Here is a 23,348-nt window from a genome sequence, read left to right on the forward strand (position 1 = left end):
TACCCGGATTATCCAGCGCAACAAACATCGCTTTAAATATACAAAATCCTTATAAATCAATAATTTGATACTGATCGCCCGGTCTGGCACGAGTCATGCTCTACTCTCTTGGACGAATGCCTGTTGCACCAACACTCCAGGAGCCGTCAGGTATTCAAAGCACAAAAAAGGGCCGATGAACTGGCTCCCTATAAAAACAATGTCGAGGAAAATTTGATGCGCATCGTTCCCCATCTCCTGGGCGCAGCCATTGCTGCCGCTCTGATCAGCACTCCAATTTTCGCCGCCGAACTCACCGGCACCCTGAAGAAGATCAAAGAGTCCGGCGTTATCACTCTCGGACATCGTGACGCTTCCATTCCGTTTTCTTACATCGCTGATGCTTCCGGCAAACCGATGGGCTACTCCCACGATATCCAGCTGCAAATCGTCGAAGCCATAAAGAAAGACCTCGACCTGCCGAACCTTCAGGTCAAATACAACCTGGTCACCTCGCAAACCCGCATCCCGCTGGTGCAGAACGGCACCGTGGACGTCGAGTGCGGCTCCACCACCAACAATGTCGAGCGTCAGCAGCAAGTTGACTTCTCCGTCGGCATCTTCGAAATCGGTACCCGCCTGCTGTCCAAGAAAGGTTCCGCGTACAAGGATTTCGACGACCTCAAAGGCAAGAACGTCGTGACCACCGCCGGCACCACGTCCGAGCGCATCCTCAAGTCGATGAACGCCGACAAGCAAATGGGCATGAACATCATCTCTGCCAAAGACCACGGCGAATCCTTCCAGATGCTGGAATCGGGCCGGGCCGTCGCGTTCATGATGGACGACGCGCTGCTGGCCGGTGAAGCGGCCAAAGCCAAGAGGGCGGATGACTGGGCCGTGACTGGCACTCCGCAGTCCTACGAAATCTACGGCTGCATGGTCCGCAAGGGCGACGAGCCGTTCAAGAAGGTCGTGGATGACGCCATCGTTGCAACCTACAAGTCCGGCGAGATCAACACGATCTACGAAAAATGGTTCATGGCGCCAATTCCACCAAAAGGCCTGAACCTGAACTTCCCGATGAGCGACGAGCTCAAGGCCCTGATCGCCAGTCCGACCGATAAAGCGGCTGACGACAAGCCTGTAGAAAAAAAGTCCTGAGTTCTGACTAACCTTGTCCCCTGACGGAGCCACTGCTCTTTCGGGGGATAGTCATTCCCTGCTGGCATTTCTGGAAACACTCGAACCGGTGGCTGTCGAGCCGCTCGTGTGTGCCTGACCGTCAAGGTCGGATGGGAACGGAGCTTCCCCAGGCGGGCACTTGTACATCGAACGATCTGAGGGGAGACCCTAATGAATTACAACTGGGACTGGAGCGTGTTCTTCAAGTCCACCGGCGTGGGCAGCGAGACATATCTCGACTGGTACGTCTCCGGTTTGGGCTGGACCATTGCCATCGCCGTCGTGGCCTGGATCATTGCCCTGCTGCTGGGCTCGGTTCTGGGCGTCATGCGCACCATACCGAACCGCATCGTATCGGGCATTGCGACCTGTTACGTCGAACTCTTTCGTAACGTGCCGCTGCTGGTTCAGCTGTTCATCTGGTACTTCCTGGTGCCCGATCTGCTGCCTCCGGACCTGCAAGAGTGGTACAAGCAGGACCTCAATCCGACCACCTCGGCCTACCTCAGCGTCGTCGTGTGCCTGGGTTTGTTCACCGCAGCTCGTGTTTGCGAACAAGTGCGTACCGGTATCCAGGCGCTGCCTCGCGGCCAGGAATCCGCCGCTCGCGCCATGGGCTTCAAGCTGCCGCAAATCTACTGGAACGTGCTGCTGCCCCAAGCCTATCGGATCATCATTCCGCCGCTCACCTCGGAATTCCTGAACGTGTTCAAGAACTCTTCCGTCGCGTCGCTGATCGGCCTGATGGAGTTGCTCGCGCAGACCAAACAGACCGCCGAGTTCTCCGCCAACCTGTTCGAAGCCTTCACCCTGGCAACGCTGATCTACTTCACCCTGAACATGGGCCTGATGCTGCTGATGCGCATGATCGAGAAAAAAGTGGCCGTACCGGGGCTGATCTCCGTAGGGGGTAAATGATGGAATTCGACTTCTCGGGCATCATCCCGTCCCTGCCGGGTTTGTGGAACGGCATGGTCATGACCTTGCAACTGATGGCGCTGGGCGTCATCGGCGGGATCATCCTCGGCACGATCCTGGCGCTGATGCGCCTGTCCCACAGCAAATGGCTGTCGAACATTGCCGGCGCCTACGTTAACTACTTCCGTTCGATTCCGCTGCTGCTGGTCATCACCTGGTTCTACCTGGCGGTGCCGTTCGTACTGCGCTGGATCACCGGCGAAGACACCCCGATCGGCGCGTTTGCCTCGTGCATCGTGGCGTTCATGATGTTCGAAGCGGCGTACTTCTGCGAAATCGTCCGGGCCGGCGTGCAGTCGATTTCCAAGGGCCAGATGGGTGCAGCCCAAGCCTTGGGCATGACGTATAGCCAGATGATGCGTTTGATCATCCTGCCGCAAGCGTTCCGCAAGATGACCCCGCTGCTGCTGCAACAGAGCATTATTCTGTTTCAGGACACCTCGCTGGTCTACGCGGTCGGTCTGGTGGACTTCCTCAATGCCTCGCGTGCCAGTGGCGACATCATCGGTCGCTCCAACGAGTTCCTGATCTTTGCAGGTCTCACGTACTTCACAATCAGCTTTGCCGCCTCGCTGCTGGTCAAGCGTCTGCAAAAAAGGTTTGCCGTATGATCTCTATCAAGAATGTCAACAAGTGGTATGGCGACTTCCAGGTACTGACTGACTGCAGCACCGAGGTCAAAAAAGGCGAAGTTATTGTGGTGTGCGGGCCGTCCGGTTCCGGCAAATCCACCCTGATCAAATGCGTCAATGCCCTGGAACCGTTCCAGAAAGGCGACGTGGTGGTCGATGGCACGTCCATCGCCGACCCGAAGACCGACCTGCCGAAACTGCGTTCGCGCGTTGGCATGGTGTTCCAGCATTTCGAACTGTTCCCGCACCTGACCATCACCGAAAACCTGACCATCGCGCAGATCAAGGTGTTGGGCCGCAGCAAGGAAGAAGCCACCAAGAAAGGCCTGCAACTGCTTGAGCGCGTCGGGCTGTCTGCCCATGCGCATAAGCACCCGGGCCAGCTCTCCGGTGGGCAGCAACAGCGTGTGGCGATTGCCCGAGCGCTGGCGATGGACCCGATCGTCATGCTGTTCGACGAACCGACTTCGGCGCTGGACCCTGAAATGGTCAACGAAGTACTCGACGTGATGGTGCAACTGGCCCACGAAGGCATGACCATGATGTGCGTGACCCACGAAATGGGCTTCGCCCGTAAAGTCGCGGACCGGGTGATTTTCATGGACCAGGGCAAGATCATCGAAGACTGCAAGAAAGAGGAGTTCTTCGGCGATATCAACGCCCGCGCCGAGCGTACGCAGCATTTCCTCGCCAAGATTCTGCAGCACTAAAACCCGCCGCATTCCCCGGCAGCAATTGTCGGGGAATGCAGGTGGTTGACCCAAGGCATCTGTGATGAAATGCGACCCCAATCTCTATCGCGCCGCGCCGCCATCACTCGCCGTGAAACCCCGCCTGATTCGTCATCTGTTCCTGCCACCGCTGGTTATCGCCCTGATGATCGGATTGGGTTACCTCGGCTTCTGGGTCAGTGAACATTACGGGATCCGCAGCCTCAGCGAGAACGGCCAGCGTCAGCTCGAACTGCACGCCCGCGCTGTCGAGAGCGAGATCAGCAAGTACACCTACCTGCCCAGCCTGCTGGAACTCGAATCCAGCGTTTCGAAACTGCTGGCCGACCCGTCACCGCAGTACCGGCAGACGGTCAATGAATACCTCGAAGGCCTGAACCGGCGCAGCCGCAGCCGGGCTATCTACGTGATGGACACCACTGGCCGTGTCATGGCCACCAGTAACTGGCGCGATGTCGACAGTTACCTGGGCGAAGACCTGTCCTTTCGCGCCTATTTCCAGAGCGCCGTGCGCGGCCAGCCAGGGCGCTTCTATGGCATCGGCAGCACCAACGGCGAGCCCGGTTATTACCTGGCTCATGGCCTGGAAGAACACGGCAAGATCATCGGCGTCGCGGTGGTCAAGGTCCGCCTCGAAGCCATGGAGGAACGCTGGCAGCGCGCGCGGCTGGAAGCTTTCGTCAGCGATGAAAATGGCATCATCATTCTTTCCAGCGATCCGGCACGGCGCCTGAAATCGGTTGTGCCGCTGAGCGACGAGACCAAGGAAAAACTGGCCCGCAGCCTTCAGTACTACTGGTTCCCACTGAATGAACTGCAACCGCTGGCCCGTGAACAACTGGCCGAGGGCGAGGAAAAACTGACCTTCCCCGCCAACAGCGAAGTGGAATCAGATGAAGAGGACATCAGCTACCTCTCGCAAACCCGGCCATTGAGCGATACCCCGTGGAATTTCACCCTGCTCACCCCCCTGCAGGATTTGCGCCGCGAAGCGATCAATCAGGGGATTCTGGTGGCGGTGGCGTTTGCCCTCGTGGCGTTCCTGTTGATCGCCTGGAACGAGCGGCGCAAGGTCATTGCCACGCGCCTGGCCGCCCGGGAAGCCTTGCAGGAAGCCAACAATCAACTGGAGCGTCGGATTACCGAACGCACCACCGATCTGCGCGCGAGCAACGAACGGCTCAAGGGCCAGATCCGCGAACGGCGTCTGGCCGAAGAGACGCTACGCCACGCCCAGGATGAACTGGTGCAGGCCGGAAAACTCGCGGCCATCGGCCAGATGTCCACCAGCATCGCCCATGAATTGAACCAGCCACTGGCGGCGCTGCGGACCTTATCCGGCAACACCGTGCGGTTTCTCGAGCGCGGTCAACTGGACGTTGCCAGCACCAACCTCAAGACCATCAACGAATTGATCGACCGCATGGGCCGGATCACCGCCAGCCTGCGTTCGTTCGCTCGCCGCGGCGACGACAAAGGTCAGGCCAGCCTCGGCAAAGCGGTGGATGCAGCCTTGCAACTGCTCGGTGGCCGCGTGGAAAGCGCTCATCTGCAACTGCACCGAAACTTCGCCGATTTCCAGGTACAGATCGACCAGACCCGACTCGAGCAGATTCTGGTGAACCTGATCGGCAACGCCCTCGACGCCATGCAGGCGCAGCCGCTGCCAGAGTTGTGGCTCGAGGGCGAAGAGTACGATGGCAAATATCGCCTTCGTGTACGCGACAACGGCCATGGCATTGACGCCGAAGCACGCAAACACCTATTCGAACCGTTCTTCACCACCAAACCCGGCGAACAGGGCCTCGGCCTCGGCCTGACTCTTTCCGCCAGCCTGGCCGCCGCCACCGGCGGTCATCTGGGGGTCGAGCACCCGGCCAGCGGTGGTACCGCCTTCGTCCTCAGTTTACCGTTGGTAAGCCCCACTCACGCCGAGCCAATATGAACAACGACCTTAGTGTGCTGATCGTCGAAGACGATCCCCATGTGCTACTCGGCTGCCAACAGGCGCTGACGCTGGAAGACATTCCCTGTGTGGGCGTCGGTAGCGCCGAAGAAGCGCTGGAGCGGGTCGGCGACAACTTCGCCGGCATCGTCATCAGCGACATCCGTCTGCCGGGCATCGATGGCCTGGAACTACTGACCCGACTCAAGGCCCGCGACCGCAGCCTGCCGGTGGTGCTGATCACCGGTCACGGCGACATCTCCATGGCTGTCGGCGCGATGCAGAAAGGCGCCTATGACTTCATGGAGAAACCTTTCTCCCCCGAACGCCTGGTCGATGTGGCGCGCCGTGCGCTGGAGCAACGCAGCCTTGCACGGGAAGTCTATTCGTTGCGTCGGCAACTGGCGGAGCGGGATTCCCTCGAAGGCCGGATCATCGGCCGCTCGCCCGCCATGCAGAACCTGCGGGAGTTGATCGCCAACGTGGCCGATACGTCGGCCAACGTGTTGATCGAAGGCGAGACCGGCACCGGTAAAGAGTTGGTTGCGCGTTGCCTGCACGACTTCAGTCGACGGCACACCAAGCAGTTCGTCGCGCTGAACTGCGGTGGCCTGCCGGAGAACCTGTTCGAAAGCGAAATCTTCGGCCATGAAGCCAACGCCTTCACTGGTGCAGGGAAACGGCGGATCGGCAAAATCGAACACGCCGACGGCGGCACGCTGTTCCTCGACGAAGTGGAAAGCATGCCGCTGTCGCTGCAGATCAAACTGCTGCGGGTGTTGCAGGAACGCACCCTCGAACGCCTTGGTTCGAACCAGAGCGTGGCGGTGGATTGCCGGGTGATCGCGGCGACCAAGTCCGATCTGGATGAGTCAAGCAAGGCGGGCGAATTTCGCAGCGACCTGTATTACCGCTTGAACGTGGTGACCCTCGAATTGCCGCCGCTGCGCGAGCGCCGTGAAGACATCCTGCAACTGTTCGAGCACTTTCTGCAGCAGTCGTCCCTGCGCTTCGACCGTGCCGTGCCGGACCTGGACAACCACACCCTGTCGAACCTGATGAGCCACGACTGGCCGGGCAACGTGCGCGAACTGCGCAACGTCGCCGAGCGTTTTGCCCTCGGCCTGCCGGCCTTCAAAAAATCCGGCGCCAGTGGCAGCAATCAGGGCCTGGCCTTCGCTGAAGCGGTAGAAGCTTTTGAACGCAACCTGCTGAGCGACGCCCTGCAGCGCAGCGGTGGCAACCTGACCCAGGCCAGCCTGGAACTCGGGATGGCCAAGACCACGTTGTTCGACAAAGTGAAAAAATACGGGCTGAGCCACTGATGGACTTGATCCTCAAAGCCACCCTGGGCGCCGCCGTGGTGGTGATCCTCGCCGCCCTGGCCAAGACCAAAAACTATTACATCGCAGGATTGGTGCCGCTGTTTCCGACCTTCGCGTTGATTGCTCATTACATCGTCGGCAAGGGCCGTTCACTGGAGGACTTGAAGACCACGATCGTGTTTGGGATGTGGTCGATCATTCCTTACTTCATCTACCTGGCGACGTTGTATGTGATGGTGGACCGGATGCGGCTGGAGGCTTCGCTCGCTGTAGCGGCGGTGGCTTGGTTGATGGCGGCGACTGTGCTGGTCACTGTATGGGTTCGTCTTCACGGCTGACTGCGGTCTTCTGTCATTGATCGTTCCCACTCTCGTGGGAACGATCGCAGGTCAGCTCACCGTACCGCCTTTCGCTTCACTCATGATCTGCCGAATTGCCCCGACAAAGGCGTCCACCGGCTGACCGCCACTGACGGCGTATTGTCCGTTGAACACCACGGTCGGCACCGAACTGACGCCTCGCGACAGCCACAATTGCTGTTCCTCGCGGACCTCGTTGGCGAACTCGTCCGACGCCAGAATCGCCTCGGCCCGCGACCGCCCCAACCCCACGCTTTCGGCGATCTGCGCCAACTGCCCATGGTCGGACGGATTGCCGCCCTCGGTGAAATACAACGTGAACAACGCCTCTTTCAGATTGAACTGCAACCCTTCCAGTCCCGCCCAGAACAGCAAGCGGTGGGCATCGAAGGTGTTGTAGATGCGACTGTTGCCGTCCGTGCGAAACGCAAACCCGACCTCGGCGCCGCGCGCGCGAATCATCTCGCGATTCTTCTGGGATTGCTCGGGCGTCGAGCCGTATTTCTCGGTGATGTGTTCGGTGATGTTCTGTCCTTCCGGGCCCATCTTCGGGTTCAGTTCGAATGGCTGAAAACGGATCTCGGCCTGCACCTCGTCGCCCAGCAAATCCAGGGCTTGGGTCAGGCCGTAGAGGCCGACGACGCACCAGGGGCAGGACACGTCGCTGACGAAATCGATTTTCAAGGGGGTACTCATCACACACCTCGCAGACTGGAACGCACAGGAAAGTTCGAACGATATCACCCGAAAGACCGGAGCGCGCTCCCACACTTAATCGGTGGGTTACAGGAGGTTGTGTTCGGACACCGGATCAATCTGCGCCCAATGCGAGGAGTCTTCGCGGTGGGCCCGCAAATACGGCAACACCGCCGCCAGCAACGGCACCTTGAACGCTTCCTGGAACCGATGCGCCAACCCCGGAATCAACTTCAGCTGACTGCCGCGGATATGCGCCGCCAGGTGCACACCGTGCATCACCGGCAACAGCGGATCGGCAGTGCCGTGAACCACCAGCGTCGGCACGCGCAGTTGATTGAGCAGTGCCACACGACTGCGCTCGGCGAGGATCGCCATGATCTGGCGCTTCACGCCCTCGGGATTGAACGCCCGGTCATAAGACAGTGCCGCCTGATGCAGCAATGCCTGCCGATCATCGCTCACTTTCGGGCTGCCCAGCGCGGCCAGCAAATCGGCTTGTTGCTCCAGCGCCGCTTCGCGATTCGGTGCGCCGCGTCGCGCGAGTAACTGCACCAGCGCCGCACTCGGCGCCGGCAAACCCTCGGCGCCCGAACTGGTCATCAGCAACGTCAGGCTCTCGACACGCTGCGGCGCCATCGCGGCCATGTGCTGGGCGATCATCCCGCCCATGCTCGCGCCCAACACGTGGAACTGCTCGACGTGCAACGCATCCATCAAGCCAAAAGCATCGTCAGCCATGTCGGTCAAAGTGTACGGCGCCGACACCGGCAAACCCAGTTTGTAGCGCAGCACTTCGAACGTCAGGTTGGCGTCGGCGGGTGCTTGGCGCCAGGTCGAGAGACCGACGTCGCGATTGTCATAGCGGATGACCCGAAAACCCTGCTGACACAACGCGACCACCACCTCGTCGGGCCAGTGAATCAACTGTCCGCCAAGGCCCATCACCAGCAATAGCACCGGGTCCGACGCACGGCCGATGCTCTGGTACGCCAGGCTCACCTGTACCAGATCGACCCGCTCGGTCGGAACATTGATATCGCAACGAGACGCCGCCAAGGACGGCAGGCCGAACAACAGCGCGGCCAGGAAAAAGAAAACACGCATGAAAAACACCGAAACGCAGAACCCCAGTAGAGCGCGAGTCTGATGAAGTTTGTTCAAGCGCGCTGCCACAGTTACGTGACAGTTTGATGAAGAGTGCTGAACGGTCGTGTCTCTGGCCGCACCAACCGCCGGTCGGAAAACGGCAGTTACCTGTCAGTTCTGACAGTATCAATTTCCGGTGCTGAAGAATTCAATCAAAAGTCCGTTTGCCCCATGTCATCGGTGGCAACGATGACCCGAACACCCGGAGCCTTCCCATGACCAACAGCACTGCAAATACCACATTCCTGATCGACTCGTCTTTTGATCATTGGGACTACGACGATCCGCTGACATTCGAGGGCCAGATGGATGCGCGCCCTTCTCGATCAAACTCCGGGGGTGTAATGGGCATCCTGGCATTGTGGGCAATAAGGTTCCCCTTTTCAGTCCCTTCTAATAACTCAGCCGACATTGGCATTAACTACAAGATGGTTTACGGCGATCCCAAGGGCGCACTGACGAAAATTCTCTATTATCCAAACCGGACGGCCGGGGATGTCATCAGCATACATTTCAGCGGTATCGATGAAGTGCAAACGCTTGAAGTCCCAGAAGGCCTCAGTGACGACGACGATGTAGAGACTTACCTTCCAGCTCTTTACTTCAAACAAGCACTTCAGTTTTCGCCGAATGACAACATACAGATCAAGTATTGTGTAAAACGCAAAAGCGATAACGCGTCCGAAGAGTCTTTAATCCTGACCGCACGGATCAAAATTGATCTTCCGGGCGGTAAGGATCCAGACCTTGACAAGCCCGGCCATCAAGCCTTGTTGGCACCCAAACTTCCAGAACAACTGGAAAAAGAGGGGGCGGTTACGCAAGCCTGGATCAAATCAGGTGTTCCGGTTTTTGTTCCCTATTACTTATTCATGAGCGAAGGCGACGTGATTCAGCTTTTATGGGGGACGGCCATTGTGCGCTATACCGTCCACACGGTAGTGCAACCCGGAGAATTCATTGAGATTCTGGTCCCAGGTGAAAAGATCCGCGAGACGGGAGACACCTACCTGGCAAAAATCAGGTACTGGATACAGGACATACTGCAAAACGATTCCAGCGATTTTTCGGAATTCAAAGAGTTCCCTGTCAACGCGGGTGAAACCCGTCTACGCGCACCGTCGGTAAAGGGGGTGGACAGCCAGGACAGGTTGTTTCTGGACACACTCGATTCCAAACCCGGGATCATCCAGGTAGTGGCATTGGATCCCCCATTCAATCGCAATGACGCGGTCATTGTTACGCTGAGTGTGCCGACACTAGAAGGTGACCGGGTGTTGTTCGTAAAAGAGCAGCCCTTTGACGTGTTTTCGATCATGGAGTTTGAAGTCCCTTTCGAAACCTTGCTGAATGTTCCACCCGGCCCGGTAAAGGTCAGATATGAACTGAAGAAACCGGACCAGACATTGATACCGTCCAACCAGTACTTGTTCATATTGGTTGCCAAGGCCATTTTACTGGCGAAACCCCTGGTCATTGAAGCCAGGCGTGGGCACGTGTCGCACACACTTCCAAGGGCCGTCGTAGAAGTGAAGCCTTATCTGGACATGCGCCTCAATCAAATAGTAACGATCTATTGGTTTGTCACGCAGACCAACGGTGGGACCCATCTCTACGAAACCTATCGGCAGATTACCAAAGGGCTGGTCAACCGCCCCGTGCCGTTCAACATTAATGGACCGGAGCATATCAATCGTTTCAACACGGCCAAGCTGGAAGTCAGGTACAGGGTGATTGAACCGGATGGCGTTACAGAGCGCCACTCACACAACGAGCGATTGTATATCGGTGACGTCCGGGCATATTACCCGCCGCCCGAATTTCACCCAAGCCATGGACCGGTATTGGAAGATGGCATCCTATTGATCGAAAAAATCACCGGGTTCATCGATGGTTATATCCAGGCATTGAAAGATCTGAAGCTTCGCGAAACGCTATTCTTCCGCTGGGAAAATGGTGAGGGCGACCTGGTTTACGAAGAAACACTGGATATCGTCCCTGCCAACATAAACAGAGACTTCCTGTTTTTGTTGGAAGAAGAACTGTTTAAAAATCAACTCGACCGATATGCACGTTTATTTTATTGGCTGGAAAGTCCGGACGGATGGCCAAGAGCATCCCAAGCGCTGGTGTTCCGAATTGGCGAGATCATTCCAAAAATAGAACGACTGAACGACAGCAAGGGCGAATTCCTGAACGAAACATTCGACGAAACCGTAACACTGACCGCAAGCGCCAGACCCAATCGGTTCGTCAATGTTTATCACCAGGGCCGTTTGCAAGGGCCAGCCAAGGCCAACAACGAGGGCATCTGCACCTATGTTCTGGAAAACCTCAGTGCGGGTTTGCATACCGTGGCCGTGGAAGGTGATTACGCAAATAATCCCAGATCCGATGCCCGGGAGTTCTCTGTTCTGGTGGCTCAGATGCCGCTGATCACTTCAGTCATCACCCCTGAAGGCGTTGAGATCGCCCACAACCAAAGCACTATCGCCAACACGCTGACGTTGACCGGCAGCGCCAACGAAGATCAGCAGGTAGAAATCTGGCAGGGCAATGTTTCCAAAGGTCCGGTGCGGGTCGACGCCAACGGTATCTGGACGCTGGTTGTCAGCGGCCTGGGCCTGGCCATCCATCATTTCACCGCCAAAGCGCTTTACGGAACCGGATTGATTTCTCCCACCCGGACAGTCCGTGTCGTAGACGCACTGACGCCCGTCATCTTGTCCGTCGTGGACATCAAAGGTCGCCCGATCGGGCGCGGTGCCGACACCTATAGTAGAACCGCCATAGTGAGCGGCAGCGCCACGGCCGACCAGCAGGTTCAGATACTCGTCAATGCCCTGGTGATACGCACCGTTGACGTTGCCGCCAATGGCACCTGGAACACCACGCTGACAGGGCTCAACGTCGGCCTACACAGTGTTACTGCCAGACCGGTTTATGGTGGACAAGACGCCGTGCCATGGCGCTTCAGTTTGCTGCAATGGCTCGTCAATGATCTCACCACATTCGACCACTGGAATGGTTGGGTCAAAGGGCCGGCCGGGGTCCCTCATGACCTGACCCTGCGTCTGGAACAGGGTAACTGGCGACTCAACAACTACACGTATTCCCACCATTCTGCCGGGGTCATCATGCACAAAACGTTCACCAATCTTGAAGTGAACGGTCTCTATCGCTTCTCAACATTCCTGGCTCGCTTCGACGGTCGTTATGCCTATCCGATTCTGTCGTTGATGGTGGATGGAGTCGCGATAACCTCCCCGATTAGTATCACGAGCCATAGCTGGACCTCGGTCTGGGGTAACTTCTACGCCACGTCTTCAACAATGACGGTGCAACTTTACAGTCATTTGGCCACCGGTAACGGTAACGACTGGGAAGGAGAGAACTTCCAGATCGTTCACCTTTGAAACCTGTCACCAGGAGGCGGGTTTACCCGCCTAGCTGCCACCGTGACGTAACATCTTGATGATGCAACGCTCAGTGATCGAGGCGATAACTATGTAGTGCCTGGATCGCTGACCGTTCTTTTCTAATGGCTGCTTTGCAAGGAGTGGATTCACCGCTCCAGGACACAGAGCCCGTTAGCCATGACCGATAGACCTTTTCCTGTACTCCCTGCCTCCCCGCCGACCGTGATACCGGCCCATCCGCCCCTGAAAGAAAACCCCGATGAAAGCCTGTTGTTAAGCGCTTCGGCGCGCTGGCGCGACTGCAGCCAGGATCTGCAAGCCTTGTTCGCCGCCGCACCGTTGAGAAGCCACCGCACTGAACCATCGCTCAACGAGCGCTGGAATGCCTATTGGGGCGCCCGAGCACCCGGCACGCCGGTGTCACGGCGCGAGCGGGCGGGCCAGTTGTACCGCAGTCATTTTGAGGCCGCCGCTCACGTAGCGTTCGCTCGCAGAACCCTCAGCGCCGAGCAGTTGAAGCCGCTGATGTTGATCCTGGACCCTCCCGCCTCAGGCCTGTTCCTGGACAATCAGCCTATCCAGACCGAGCAGTTGACCCTGGTGTTGAGCGACAGCGGCACCCTGAAACTCCACGCCGCCTGGGTTATCAGTGTGGGTGATCGGCAACCCACCACGCAGTTGCTGTATCTACCTTGCCGACCTGTTCCCATTCAGGTCTTCACTCAACGCAGCGACATGGCAGATTGGCTGTCGCGACAATCGCTCATCCCCCAAGGCCTGTCCGACGATAAAATCCGCGTTGAATACACGGCCAACACTCAACCGCTGAAGACGGGCATCAGCGATCTGCTTTCAAACCCACCGCACACGAGCGCACGCTTTTTCGCCGTGCCACCCGGTCTTGATAACCCGATATCAATCGAAAGCATTGTCGATGAAGACGAACCACCACCGTTCGGCAGCCTGTATGCCGATATTCCGTGGTCGCTGCGGCAGGTCTCGCTGAACAGGCAGCGCGATGCGCTCGAAACGCTATTGGGGGATGAGTTCGAAAGCGACCGTCAACAGCCATTCAAAGCGGCAATGCAGGCGCTGGAGGCGGCAGAGCAAGTCGCCGACAAGGCCGCAACCGCCCTGCTTTACAGGTCGCGCACCTTCGACTTTACGACGATCAACCGTGAGTTCAGCGCGCTCTATCTGGCGCACAAGGATGGTCTGCGCGCCGAGGCCCAGCTCCAATTGGCCCTCAAACAGATCAGCAGCGACGAATTCAGCTTGCTCAAAGCAGTGTTGGACACACCGGAGGCAGCCGATCGTGATGCCTCTATCACCGCTGCCAGCCTGATGCTGTCAATGACCGAGCAGACCGGCAACGTCACCACCCATGCGCTCAACGGTCCTCTCGTCATCACCCGGGGCTCGCTCGACGCTGCATCGCCACACAGCCTTTTGCTGTACTGGCCCGGCGCTGGCGGCGGCTTGCAACGGTTCGCCAACCGCACAGCGCTGGAGCGGCAGGTGTTCAAGATCCAGGACCGGGACAATGTGCTGGCCTTGCGGCTAAACAAAATAAGGACCGACCCCCTGCTTTATAGTCTCCACAAACAGACCCGCGACTTTGAAGAGAACGCAGGAAAAATACGTCAGCGCCAAACCGACACAACCCATCAACTGGAAGCACTGCGCAAGCACGCCCTCGCCGGCCTACAGGTCCCGGTGCATGCGGCCCGAAGCCTGGCGTTCTCGCACCTGTTGGACCAACACCGCAGTGCCGCGCTGTACACCCGCCGGCCCGAATGGCTCACCCAATTGCCTGTGGCCGACCGCGTTGAACTCAAGGCCCTGTTCGAGTCGTACATTGTGGCGATGCATCGCAGCCACACACAGCTGGAACTCGCCCTGACACCTCGCGATGACTTCACCCGGCAACACTTACAGGCCCGCCTGCGAAAGGACTTTTCGATCCAGGGGCATTTTGACGTGCAACTTGACCTGCCGGACTCCGTCACTCTGCAAAAGCAACTGACCGACGGTGCCGCCCCGGGAACCCCGCAGAAACTCGTCGCGGTACCCAGCAAGGCGCGCAGCAAGATGTCACTCGAAGAACTGGCCCAAACCAATATCGACAACACTCCGTCGATGCAGCTTGAGCCCCTGTCACTGCGACTGGGCGCCATGCGCGTCGAAGTCAGCGCCGCAAACACTGCCGAGCGTCAGGCGCTTGCCAATGGCATCACAAAGCGCTACTTGCGCAAGACCCTGCCCGAGCTTGACCTGCCCAAAGCCTATGAACAGTTGATCCGCGACGCCTTCACCGGCTCGGCAACCGAATCGGCCTTCGCCAGGGAACACCTGCGCGAACGCCTGATCGAGCCCTGGCGCTTGATGCTCAAGTTGCAAGGGGAATCCGCGCGACTGCAAAAACAAATCAGACACGACGATTTGCAGGTGTTGATCATCGCCATCGACGCCAACACCCAGGAAGCCTGGCGCGCTGATCGCAAGCGCATCGCGATTCTGCCGGCCTACCTGAGTGCAGGTGGAAAAGACACCCACAATCAAGGCCCCACCACGTTGTCCGGGGTGACCTTCATTGAAGAGCAAATCAGCGGAATGACGTTGCTCTATCTGCCCGACAGTCCCGACGGCCAGTTCCTGCGGCGCTACGCCACCCTGGAATCGGCGCGCAAGGCGTTGTTCAACCTGTGTCTGCGTAGCGAAATGGTCAGTTACCTGGCAGGCCGGGCCTTGCAGGGTAATGTGCAGGCCCATGTCAGTCGTATCGATCAGGCCGTGCTCAAACATTTCGACGCCATGATCGGGGTGGGGGTACCGTGGCCCAAAACAACGTCACTGGCGGAGCACCTGCTCAATGCCCATATGGGGCGCCTGATCGAAGCGCATCGCGGAACCTCACGTTCCAACGAGGCCTTGTACCTGGAACGTTACGCGCTCAGTGGTCCGAGGGCGTTCAATTACATGAAGATGGCGTTGGGCGTGGTGCCCTTTGTCGGTTCGGCCATTGCCCTCTACGATGCCTGGACCAGTGCCAACCGAGCCGTTGCGACCCTGTTGCGCGGCGACATTGGCGATGGTCTGACGGAAATTGAATCGGTGCTGCTGTCACTGATCGATGCCGCCATGGACATTCTTCCCGGCACTGCGGTGGGGGCCAGGTCAGCCAGGGGCGCTCGATCACTGACGCGTCTTCGTCAAACTGACGCATTGGGCAAAAGCGCGGGCGCGTTGCAAGAGAGTTCAAGGCGTCAAGCGCGGCATAGTTTCAATCGCTTCGCCGGGTACGATTACGAAAAACCGATGTCTCTCACCGGCCTGCAACCGGCGACCCAAGGAATGTACCGCAACATCTACAGGCACGCAGACGGCGACTTTATCGTTCGCCAGGGACGCATCTTTCAGGTTGAGCGCAGCACCGACTCACGAAACTGGCGACTGAGCGGCACTCGTCAAAAAACCTATAAACAACCCATCGGCCTTGATGAAGCAGGGCGTTGGGACACTTACTTCGGCGTCTACGGGGTGACCTTCGAGGGCGGCGGGCTTGGCGGTGGCGGTGTGCAAGGGCACCTGGCGGATGCTCTTGATCCGCTCTGGCCGGCCGTCATTCGCCAACGTCTGCCGCGATGGTGGGTCGATCAGGCTTTGCGCCGGCAGAACGCATTGACCGAAGCGGCCGACGACGTTGCCCCGCAACTCGATACCCGGGTTGCGCGTACCAACGCCGCCATCGAACAGTACAACGCCAGCACCCTAGAGCACCGTCCGACGCTGATGCCGGCTACCGAAGCTGCGTGTACAGGCGACATTGAACTGGCCAGCAGACACTACCAGACACTGGTTGATCTGTTGCCCCTGACCCATGGCAACAAAAGGCGCGTACTCAGGGACATGCAGAGCCATGACGCCCTGCTGATCGCGGATCGGTACAAGCATCGGGTATTCTTTGCCAATCATCGGGCAGATCCGCTGATCTACAGGATCGACGATCTCATCGACCGCCTGGATGCACTGCCGGACACTGCGCTCGGCGAACGCGTCCGTATGCTGCAAGACGTCAGAAAGGTGCGTGTAGCCTTCATGCACGAACTGGAGCAAATCGATGCCGCGATGCGCGACCTCAACCTGTGGTACGAACGCGTAACAGTCAGCAGCCACAAGACGCGACTGACCTCCGAAGTCATGATGCTGAACGGGAGGCTCAGTGAGGCCAATCTGCTCTACCTGAGAACCGGCCACCTGCTGGAAATCGTCAAACGCGTTGACACCACCTGGGATATCTCCTGGTTCTATCTGCAAGGTCAGGCAGAGAGTCTGCGGACCAAAGTCGATCGAGCCTTGTTCACCCATTACAGCCTGCCGGAAGTCACCGCCACCAGAGCCCAGCGCAACCAGATATTGCAGGAGTGCCTCGATCTTTACAGCGAGTTTCGCCGCAACATGAACGCCTGGACCGCCAGCTATCCGCAGCATTTCCATCTGGACGCCGTGGCGCCGTTGCTGGAGGGTATCGAGAAAATGGCCGAACGAGCACGCAAGGCCATCAATCAGTCGGCTCCCGCGCGCCCTGCCGGGCAACACAGCAAAAAGGTGTTCACGACCGAAGACGATCAATTGCTGATTGGAGTGGAACGCTGGGAGCCGACGACCCAAAGGCGGCAATACTCCCTGACAGCCCAGGGCGGATTTGAGGAGGTTTGGGAACAAGGTTCAAATGGTAAGTTTCGCCTGCTGAACCCGCCGGAACAGGCCATTGGCCCTGTGCAAAGGGACCTTGGGTCTTTGGTCGAGGATGCTCAGCGCCGTCTGCAATCACAGCCGTCTTATAAGGCCAAGGTTCAATCCTATGCGGTTCAAGACATGCTCCCGGTTGATCTGGAGCACATGATGGTCAGCGAAGCGGGCGAACTGACCCGACGCGCCCTTAACATCGAAGACATCGCTCCGCAGAACGCCATCATCCAGCAACTGCGCGACAACGCCGCAGAACTCACCACCAGCGGGCGTGAGATGCGCACGCGACAATCGTTGAGTACAAAAAAACCTACCGATGGAATGCTCGACGACCTGGTCCGCCACAAGGCATTGGAAATACGCAAAACGAGCCCACTGAAAAACCTGGGCAAACAGCCTGACGGTCGAATCGATTACCTGCAGGAATACGAAGTGTGGGATTTGACTGCAATGCCGCCCAAGGTGCTGTGGTATGCCCACTTTCACTACACCAAGGCCGCACCGGCCTTCGGCGAATTCGAGAAGGCTCATCTAAAACTGCCGGAACACCGCTTTCTGACCCACGCCGATAACGCCGCGCTTCCCTACGCCGATATCGGCAAAAAATCAGCGGCACTCAAACATTTCGATCAGGTTTAGAACGTAAAGCGGGAGCGGTTTGTCCGCTCCCGTTTTGGCTAAGCCAATTGACTCCGCAACTGCCGCGCCGCAGCCACCATGTTCACCAACGCCGCCTCAGTCTCAGGCCACGCCCGGGTTTTCAATCCGCAATCCGGGTTCACCCACAACCGCTCGGCCGGAATCCGCTTCACCGCTTTGCTCATCAATTTCACTATCTCGGCGGTGTCCGGCACCCGTGGTGAGTGGATGTCATAGACGCCCGGGCCAATGTCGTTCGGGTAATCAAACGCTTCGAAAGCCTCCAGCAACTCCATGCCCGAACGCGAGGTTTCGATAGTGATCACATCGGCGTCCATCGCCGCGATGGACTGAATCACGTCGTTGAATTCGCTGTAGCACATGTGGGTGTGGATCTGGGTTTCGTCACGCACACCGGAGGCGCTCAAGCGGAACGCTTGCACCGCCCAATCGAGGTATTCCTGCCATTGCGCCCGACGCAGCGGCAAGCCTTCACGAAAGGCGGCTTCGTCGATCTGCACGATCTTGATGCCGGCGCTTTCCAGGTCCACCACTTCGTCACGCAAAGCCAGCGCCAGTTGCTGTGCCTGGATTTTGCGCGAGACGTCTTCACGCGGGAACGACCACATCAGCATGGTGACGGGTCCGGTGAGCATGCCTTTCATGACCTTGTCGGTCAGGCCCTGAGCATAGGTGATCCAATCGACGGTCATGGCCTTCGGACGGCTCAGGTCGCCGTAGATGATCGCCGGTTTCACGCAGCGCGAACCGTAGCTTTGCACCCAGCCAAAACGGGTGAACACATAGCCGTCCAGTTGCTCGGCGAAGTACTCGACCATGTCGTTGCGTTCGGCTTCCCCGTGAACCAGCACGTCCAGACCCAGGCGTTCCTGAACTTGCACGGCCTGGCGGATTTCGCTGTGCATGGCGTCGGTGTAATCGTTGGCCGACAGCTTGCCTTGCTTGAACGCCTGGCGTGCCAGACGAATCGAACCGGTCTGCGGGAACGAACCGATGGTGGTGGTCGGGAATGTCGGCAGTTTCAACCGCGCACGTTGCTGCTCAATGCGTTTGGCGAACGGCGAGTGACGTTGGCTGTCCGCCGCACCGATGGCGTTGAGGCGCGCCTGCACCAGGGCTTTATGGATACGCGGCGACTCGGCACGGCTGGCTTGAATGGCACGGCTTTGGGCGAGTGCGGCTTGCACCTTGGGTGATTGCGGGTCGTTCAGGGCATCGCGCAGCACGGCGATTTCGCCGCACTTCTGCACGGCAAACGCCAGCCAGCTTTTCAGTTCCGGGTCGAGTTTGTCTTCGCGATCCAGATCCACCGGGCTATGCAGCAACGAGCAGGAACTGCTGACCCACAGGTTGTCGCCAAAGCGTTCCTGGGCCGGCTGCAGTTGCGCGAGGACTTGCTCCAGCTCGCAGCGCCAGACGTTACGACCGTTGACCAGGCCCACCGAGAGAATCTTGTAGGGCGGCAGACGGTCCAGCACTTGGCCGAGTTGATCCGGGGCACGCACGGCATCAATGTGCAAGCCTTGCACGGGCAGGTTGACGGCCAGGCCAAGGTTGTCTTCCAGACCGCTGAAGTAGGTCGCCACGAGTTTTTTCAGCGGAGAGTATTGAAGGATGTGATAGGCGCGCTCGAAGGCGTTTTTCCAGGCCTGTGGCAGGTCAAGGGTCAGGATCGGTTCGTCGATCTGCACCCACTCCACGCCTTGAGCGGCGAGGCGGCTGAGTATCTCGCCGTAGATCGGCAGCAGGCGTTCCAGCAGTTCGAGCTTGTCGAAGTCGTTGCCCTTGGCTTTGCCCAGCCACAGGTAAGTCAGCGGACCGATGATGACGGGTTTGACGTTGTGGCCCAGCGCCTTCGCCTCATCAACTTCGTCGAACAGCTGTTCCCAGCTCAGTTTGAATTGCTGGTCAGCGGTGAATTCCGGGACCAGGTAGTGGTAGTTGGTGTCGAACCACTTGGTCAGTTCCTGGGCGTATTGCCCTTTGCTGTGTTCGCCGCCGCAGCAGGCGGCCGTGGCGCCACGGGCCATGGCGAACAAGGTGTCAAGGGTCGGCAGGCCGCGCGAGTCCTTGGCGCTGTCAAAACGCTCGGGGATCACACCGAAGGTCAGGGAATGGGTCAGGACCTGGTCGTACCAGGCGAAGTCGCCCACGGGCAGCAGGTCGATGCCGGCGTCTTTCTGCAACTGCCAATGGGTGGCGCGCAATTGGCGGCCGACGCTTTTCAGCGCGTCCTGATCGAGGCCGCCTTTCCAGTAGGATTCGAGGGCTTTTTTCAGTTCGCGGTCAGCGCCGATACGCGGAAAACCAAGTGTATGGGCCAGAGCCATGGTGAATTTCTCCCTGTAAAAGATGGCGCTATTGTCGACACCCAACCCAACATGAGACAAACTCAACCTTTTCGTGTTGATCACAAGTTTTACTCATGGAGCCCCCGGTGCTTGAAATCCGTCACCTGAAGACCCTGCACGCCTTGCGCGAAGCCGAAAGCCTGGTGGATGCGGCCGACCGCTTGCACCTGACGCAGTCGGCCCTGTCCCATCAGTTCAAGGAGCTTGAGGAACGGCTGGGGATGCCGCTGTTCGTGCGCAAGACCAAACCGGTGCGCTTCACCAGCGCCGGTTTGCGTCTGCTGCAACTGGCCGACGCCACTCTGCCGTTGTTGCGGGGTGCCGAGCGCGATATCGCGCGGCTGGCCGGTGGCACTGCCGGGCGTTTGCACATGGCGATCGAGTGCCACAGTTGCTTTCAGTGGTTGATGCCGACCATCGACCAGTTCCGCGATGCCTGGCCGGAAGTCGAACTGGACCTGGCCTCAGGGTTCTCCTTCGCCCCGCTGCCGGCGCTGGCCCGTGGCGATCTGGATTTGGTAGTGACTTCCGATCCGCTGGAACTGGCCGGGATCACTTACGTGCCGTTGTTCACCTACGAAGCGATGCTCGCGGTGGCCAACCAGCACCGTTTGGCGAGCAAGGCCTACATCGTCCCGGAAGATTTACTCACGGAAACGCTGATTACCTACCCGGTGGAGCGTGATCGTCTGGACATCTTCACCCGTTTCCTGGAGCCGGCCGATATCGAGCCGGCGCAGGTCCGCACGTCGGAACTGACGGTGATGATGATGCAATTGGTGGCCAGCGGACGCGGCGTGTGCGGCGTACCCCATTGGGCGCTGCATGAATACAGCTCACGGGGTTACGTGAAGGCCAAGCGGCTGGGCGAGAAGGGATTGTTTGCGACGCTGTACGCCGGGATTCGCGCCGACATGCTGGACGCGCCGTACATGCGCGACTTCTTGCTGACGGCCAAGGACACGTCGTTCTCGACACTCGACGGCGTCAGCGCAGTTCGCTAGGAACAGACCTCTCCTGCGGGACTGCGGTGGATTTAGAGCTCGCGCCACATGTGGATTTTGTCGAAGTAGTCTTCGCCCACCCGTACCGCCAAAGGTTCGAGACCGAACGGGATGAAGCCGCAACGCTGGTACAGGTTGAACGCGGCGTCATTGCCGGCGGTGACGGTCAGCTGGATCAGCCTCAGACCGTTATGGTTCTGCGCTTCAGCCAGGGCAGCCTGTACCAGGTGATAACCGAACCCACGTTGCCGGACCTTGCCCGACACGTACATGCCAAACAATGTCACCTTGTGCCGGGCCTTCTCCCGAGGCTCGAAGGCCAGGCCGACGATGCCCGCCAACTCAGCGTTTTCGAACGCGCCGAACACCACGTCCAGCGTGCTGCTCAGGCGTGACGCCCACCAACTCAACGGCATCACGGCGCGTTCGCGCACGCTGGAGGTAAACGCCTGGGGATGCAGGTCATAGGCTTCGAGCATCAGCGCCCGATAATCCAGCGCATGACTGGCATCAAGCCGTTCAATCCGCATAGTCAAGCCATCCGTCGTTGTTCCAGCATCAGTCGCACCGCCAGCGCCGACAGCACGAACCCCATGAAATAGCGTTGCACCGCCAGCCAGGACGGGTTGTTGACGAACCAGGAGGCGATGCCCCCGGCGAACAGCGCGATCAACAGATTGACGCTGAAACTGACGCTGATCTGAGTCAGACCCAGCGTGATGCTTTGGGTGAACACCGAGCCATGCTCAGGCGTGATGAACTGCGGAAACACCGACAAATAAAACACGGCGATCTTCGGGTTCAGAGCGCTGGTCAGAAAACCCATGGTGATCAGTTTGCGCGACGAGTCCGGCGGCAACTGCTGTGCCTCGAACGCCGAACGCGCCCCCGGTTTCACGGCTTGCCAGGCCAACCACATCAGGTACAGCGCGCCGGCCCACTTCAGCACTTCGTAGGCCATCGGCACCGCCAGAAACACCGCGGTCAAACCGGCCGCGGCCGCGAACAGGTGCACGAAAAACCCCGCGACTACACCGAGCAACGAGGTCACACCGGCCTTGCGCCCCTGGCAGATCGAACGGGAGATCAGGTAAATCATGTTCGGCCCCGGCGTCAGCACCATCAGCAACGCGGCAGCGGCGAAGATCAGCAAGTCTTGAAGCGGGATCATGGGCAGTCCTTTGTCCGGTAATAATCAGGCAGTTTCGGATAACAATGCACGATAAAACGGCAGGATCAAGTCCCGTGTCAATGGCGCCAGCGTGACATTGCCGTCAGTGGCCGGGTCGATCCAGCACACCTCTTCGATCTCCGCCGCAGGCGATACGTCTGACTCGATGGTCAGTTGAAAGAGTTCGGCCTGGACGGTAAAACCCGGCTCATTGGCGGCCGGTGCCGAGAATTGCCCGAGATAAATGGCGTGTGCCGGATCAATGACCAGGCCCAATTCTTCTTCCAGTTCACGGGCCAGCGCGTGGACCGGTTGCTCATGGGCTTCGATCTTGCCCCCCGGCTGCATGAACGCCTCGGTGCCGCGCTTGCGGACCAACAGCGTGCGACCGTCCGGGCCGAGCAACAGGGCCGCGGCGATGCGGATAAGGCGGGGGGCAGAAGCGGATGACAGCGTCATGGATCAGGATCGTCCTTGGCAAAAGGCGCAAGAATCACATGATCGCTGCCGCTTCGTCACCCCCCCAAAAACCACACCCTGCACCCGCGTCTATGCAGTGGCGCGTTCCAGTAGCGCGGCCGCCTCTTTTTCCGGCACCTTCACGAAAATGCTGTATTTCGCGCCTTCCATGGCCTCGAAGGCGATGCCAAACAGCACCACCGAACCCAATGACAGAGTGCGTTCGAGGTTGTAAGCCGTGTCGTTGTCACGGCCCACCAACTGGGCGAGTTCGACGTTCATGGTATTCCTCGTTCTTAACCAGGCGGGCAGAAAGATTGCCCGTTCGGGCAACGGATCGACGTCCTCGACAAGCCCAATTTCTGGACGCAACTGGTGCGGTTGCTGGATCAGTACGTGACCTTCTACAGCTGGGTGGCGCTGCTTTTCAGCGCCGATCAGCACCCGCAAGTGTTCGCCGAATGCCCGGGCACGGACGGCACTCCCGCCATAAGAAACACATGGCGCAAAATGCCTGAGTACCCGTCCCTTCATTGATTGCTACCACTTATCA

General features: G+C 58.8%; 16 protein-coding genes and 1 pseudogene. 11 read left to right on the top strand and 6 right to left on the bottom strand.

The window, feature by feature from the left end; translation table 11 throughout:
- The first annotated feature begins 216 nt into the window (after window positions 1–216).
- From ACXPVS_RS00725 to ACXPVS_RS00755, 7 genes are all read left to right on the top strand, one after another.
- The gene (locus ACXPVS_RS00725) at window positions 217–1,143 is read left to right on the top strand and encodes a glutamate/aspartate ABC transporter substrate-binding protein (RefSeq protein WP_458508201.1); all 927 of its coding nucleotides are present in this window, start codon (window positions 217–219) and stop codon (window positions 1,141–1,143) included.
- Window positions 1,144–1,335: 192 nt separating this feature from the next.
- A complete protein-coding gene (locus ACXPVS_RS00730; protein ID WP_458508202.1) occupies window positions 1,336–2,082 on the top strand; it encodes an amino acid ABC transporter permease in 747 nt (248 codons plus the stop codon).
- Window positions 2,082–2,753 (top strand): amino acid ABC transporter permease, encoded by a 672-nt coding sequence (locus tag ACXPVS_RS00735; RefSeq protein ID WP_458508203.1) that lies wholly within the window; start codon window positions 2,082–2,084, stop codon window positions 2,751–2,753. Before ACXPVS_RS00730 ends, ACXPVS_RS00735 begins: the two co-directional genes overlap by 1 nt.
- Window positions 2,750–3,484 carry an amino acid ABC transporter ATP-binding protein gene (locus ACXPVS_RS00740; RefSeq protein ID WP_074874020.1) on the top strand — a complete coding sequence of 245 codons (735 nt, stop codon included), beginning with the start codon at window positions 2,750–2,752 and terminating at the stop codon, window positions 3,482–3,484. The genes ACXPVS_RS00735 and ACXPVS_RS00740 overlap by 4 nt, the downstream gene beginning before the upstream one ends.
- A 64-nt stretch (window positions 3,485–3,548) precedes the next feature.
- A complete protein-coding gene (gene aauS / locus ACXPVS_RS00745) occupies window positions 3,549–5,450 on the top strand; it encodes a two-component sensor histidine kinase AauS (RefSeq protein WP_458508204.1) in 1,902 nt (633 codons plus the stop codon).
- Entirely contained in the window at window positions 5,447–6,775 is a 1,329-nt protein-coding gene (aauR, locus tag ACXPVS_RS00750; RefSeq protein ID WP_458508205.1) for a two-component response regulator AauR, read from the top strand. Before aauS ends, aauR begins: the two co-directional genes overlap by 4 nt.
- An 8-nt stretch (window positions 6,776–6,783) precedes the next feature.
- On the top strand, window positions 6,784–7,113 hold the full coding sequence (locus ACXPVS_RS00755; RefSeq protein WP_415773891.1) for a GlpM family protein: 330 nt from the start codon (window positions 6,784–6,786) through the stop codon (window positions 7,111–7,113).
- 51 nt (window positions 7,114–7,164) lie between these two features.
- Here the strand turns inward: ACXPVS_RS00755 and ACXPVS_RS00760 are convergent, their stop codons facing one another.
- Both ACXPVS_RS00760 and ACXPVS_RS00765 read right to left on the bottom strand, forming a co-directional pair.
- Window positions 7,165–7,830: a DsbA family oxidoreductase gene (locus ACXPVS_RS00760; RefSeq protein WP_458508206.1), complete on the bottom strand. Its 666-nt coding sequence runs from the start codon at window positions 7,828–7,830 to the stop codon at window positions 7,165–7,167.
- A gap of 87 nt (window positions 7,831–7,917) precedes the next feature.
- Window positions 7,918–8,937 carry an alpha/beta fold hydrolase gene (locus tag ACXPVS_RS00765; protein ID WP_458508207.1) on the bottom strand — a complete coding sequence of 340 codons (1,020 nt, stop codon included), beginning with the start codon at window positions 8,935–8,937 and terminating at the stop codon, window positions 7,918–7,920.
- Window positions 8,938–9,194: 257 nt separating this feature from the next.
- On the opposite strand from ACXPVS_RS00765, the gene ACXPVS_RS00770 reads away from it, so the two are divergent.
- Together ACXPVS_RS00770 and ACXPVS_RS00775 are read left to right on the top strand one after the other, a co-directional pair.
- On the top strand, window positions 9,195–12,395 hold the full coding sequence (locus ACXPVS_RS00770; protein ID WP_458508208.1) for a hypothetical protein: 3,201 nt from the start codon (window positions 9,195–9,197) through the stop codon (window positions 12,393–12,395).
- Window positions 12,396–12,575: 180 nt separating this feature from the next.
- Window positions 12,576–17,789 (top strand): dermonecrotic toxin domain-containing protein, encoded by a 5,214-nt coding sequence (locus ACXPVS_RS00775; RefSeq protein WP_458508209.1) that lies wholly within the window; start codon window positions 12,576–12,578, stop codon window positions 17,787–17,789.
- Between the two features lie 38 nt (window positions 17,790–17,827).
- On the opposite strand, the gene metE is transcribed toward ACXPVS_RS00775, so the two are convergent.
- Window positions 17,828–20,140, bottom strand: coding sequence for a 5-methyltetrahydropteroyltriglutamate--homocysteine S-methyltransferase (metE, locus tag ACXPVS_RS00780; RefSeq protein WP_458508210.1), 2,313 nt, complete (start codon window positions 20,138–20,140; stop codon window positions 17,828–17,830).
- A gap of 107 nt (window positions 20,141–20,247) precedes the next feature.
- Here metE and metR point away from each other — a divergent pair, with 107 nt between their 5' ends.
- Window positions 20,248–21,165 (top strand): transcriptional regulator MetR, encoded by a 918-nt coding sequence (metR, locus tag ACXPVS_RS00785; protein ID WP_458508211.1) that lies wholly within the window; start codon window positions 20,248–20,250, stop codon window positions 21,163–21,165.
- 32 nt (window positions 21,166–21,197) lie between these two features.
- Here metR and ACXPVS_RS00790 read toward each other — a convergent pair whose 3' ends face one another.
- Genes ACXPVS_RS00790 through ACXPVS_RS00800 form a run of 3 tightly spaced genes read right to left on the bottom strand, consistent with a single transcriptional unit; the run spans window position 21,198 to window position 22,795 of the window.
- Window positions 21,198–21,695 (bottom strand): N-acetyltransferase family protein, encoded by a 498-nt coding sequence (locus ACXPVS_RS00790; protein WP_458508212.1) that lies wholly within the window; start codon window positions 21,693–21,695, stop codon window positions 21,198–21,200.
- A 2-nt stretch (window positions 21,696–21,697) separates the two neighbouring features.
- A complete protein-coding gene (locus ACXPVS_RS00795) occupies window positions 21,698–22,336 on the bottom strand; it encodes a LysE family translocator (RefSeq protein ID WP_458508213.1) in 639 nt (212 codons plus the stop codon).
- A 24-nt stretch (window positions 22,337–22,360) separates the two neighbouring features.
- On the bottom strand, window positions 22,361–22,795 hold the full coding sequence (locus ACXPVS_RS00800) for an NUDIX hydrolase (protein WP_458508214.1): 435 nt from the start codon (window positions 22,793–22,795) through the stop codon (window positions 22,361–22,363).
- Window positions 22,796–23,131: 336 nt separating this feature from the next.
- Here ACXPVS_RS00800 and ACXPVS_RS00805 point away from each other — a divergent pair.
- Window positions 23,132–23,281 (top strand): annotated as a pseudogene (locus tag ACXPVS_RS00805) (helix-turn-helix transcriptional regulator); the annotation flags it as partial.
- Window positions 23,282–23,348: the final 67 nt, after the last annotated feature.

This window comes from Pseudomonas sp. Ma2-10, from assembly GCF_054330215.1.

What these genes read in the sequence shown, in the direction of transcription:
- ACXPVS_RS00725 (WP_458508201.1), top strand. Translation starts at nt 217, where the DNA reads ATGCGCATCGTTCCCCATCTCCTGGGCGCAGCCATTGCTGCCGCTCTG.
- ACXPVS_RS00730 (WP_458508202.1), top strand. Translation starts at nt 1,336, where the DNA reads ATGAATTACAACTGGGACTGGAGCGTGTTCTTCAAGTCCACCGGCGTG.
- ACXPVS_RS00735 (WP_458508203.1), top strand. Translation starts at nt 2,082, where the DNA reads ATGGAATTCGACTTCTCGGGCATCATCCCGTCCCTGCCGGGTTTGTGG.
- ACXPVS_RS00740 (WP_074874020.1), top strand. Translation starts at nt 2,750, where the DNA reads ATGATCTCTATCAAGAATGTCAACAAGTGGTATGGCGACTTCCAGGTA.
- aauS (WP_458508204.1), top strand. Translation starts at nt 3,549, where the DNA reads ATGAAATGCGACCCCAATCTCTATCGCGCCGCGCCGCCATCACTCGCC.
- aauR (WP_458508205.1), top strand. Translation starts at nt 5,447, where the DNA reads ATGAACAACGACCTTAGTGTGCTGATCGTCGAAGACGATCCCCATGTG.
- ACXPVS_RS00760 (WP_458508206.1), bottom strand. Translation starts at nt 7,830, where the DNA reads ATGAGTACCCCCTTGAAAATCGATTTCGTCAGCGACGTGTCCTGCCCC.
- ACXPVS_RS00765 (WP_458508207.1), bottom strand. Translation starts at nt 8,937, where the DNA reads ATGCGTGTTTTCTTTTTCCTGGCCGCGCTGTTGTTCGGCCTGCCGTCC.
- ACXPVS_RS00770 (WP_458508208.1), top strand. Translation starts at nt 9,195, where the DNA reads ATGACCAACAGCACTGCAAATACCACATTCCTGATCGACTCGTCTTTT.
- ACXPVS_RS00775 (WP_458508209.1), top strand. Translation starts at nt 12,576, where the DNA reads ATGACCGATAGACCTTTTCCTGTACTCCCTGCCTCCCCGCCGACCGTG.
- metE (WP_458508210.1), bottom strand. Translation starts at nt 20,140, where the DNA reads ATGGCTCTGGCCCATACACTTGGTTTTCCGCGTATCGGCGCTGACCGC.
- ACXPVS_RS00790 (WP_458508212.1), bottom strand. Translation starts at nt 21,695, where the DNA reads ATGCGGATTGAACGGCTTGATGCCAGTCATGCGCTGGATTATCGGGCG.
- ACXPVS_RS00795 (WP_458508213.1), bottom strand. Translation starts at nt 22,336, where the DNA reads ATGATCCCGCTTCAAGACTTGCTGATCTTCGCCGCTGCCGCGTTGCTG.
- ACXPVS_RS00800 (WP_458508214.1), bottom strand. Translation starts at nt 22,795, where the DNA reads ATGACGCTGTCATCCGCTTCTGCCCCCCGCCTTATCCGCATCGCCGCG.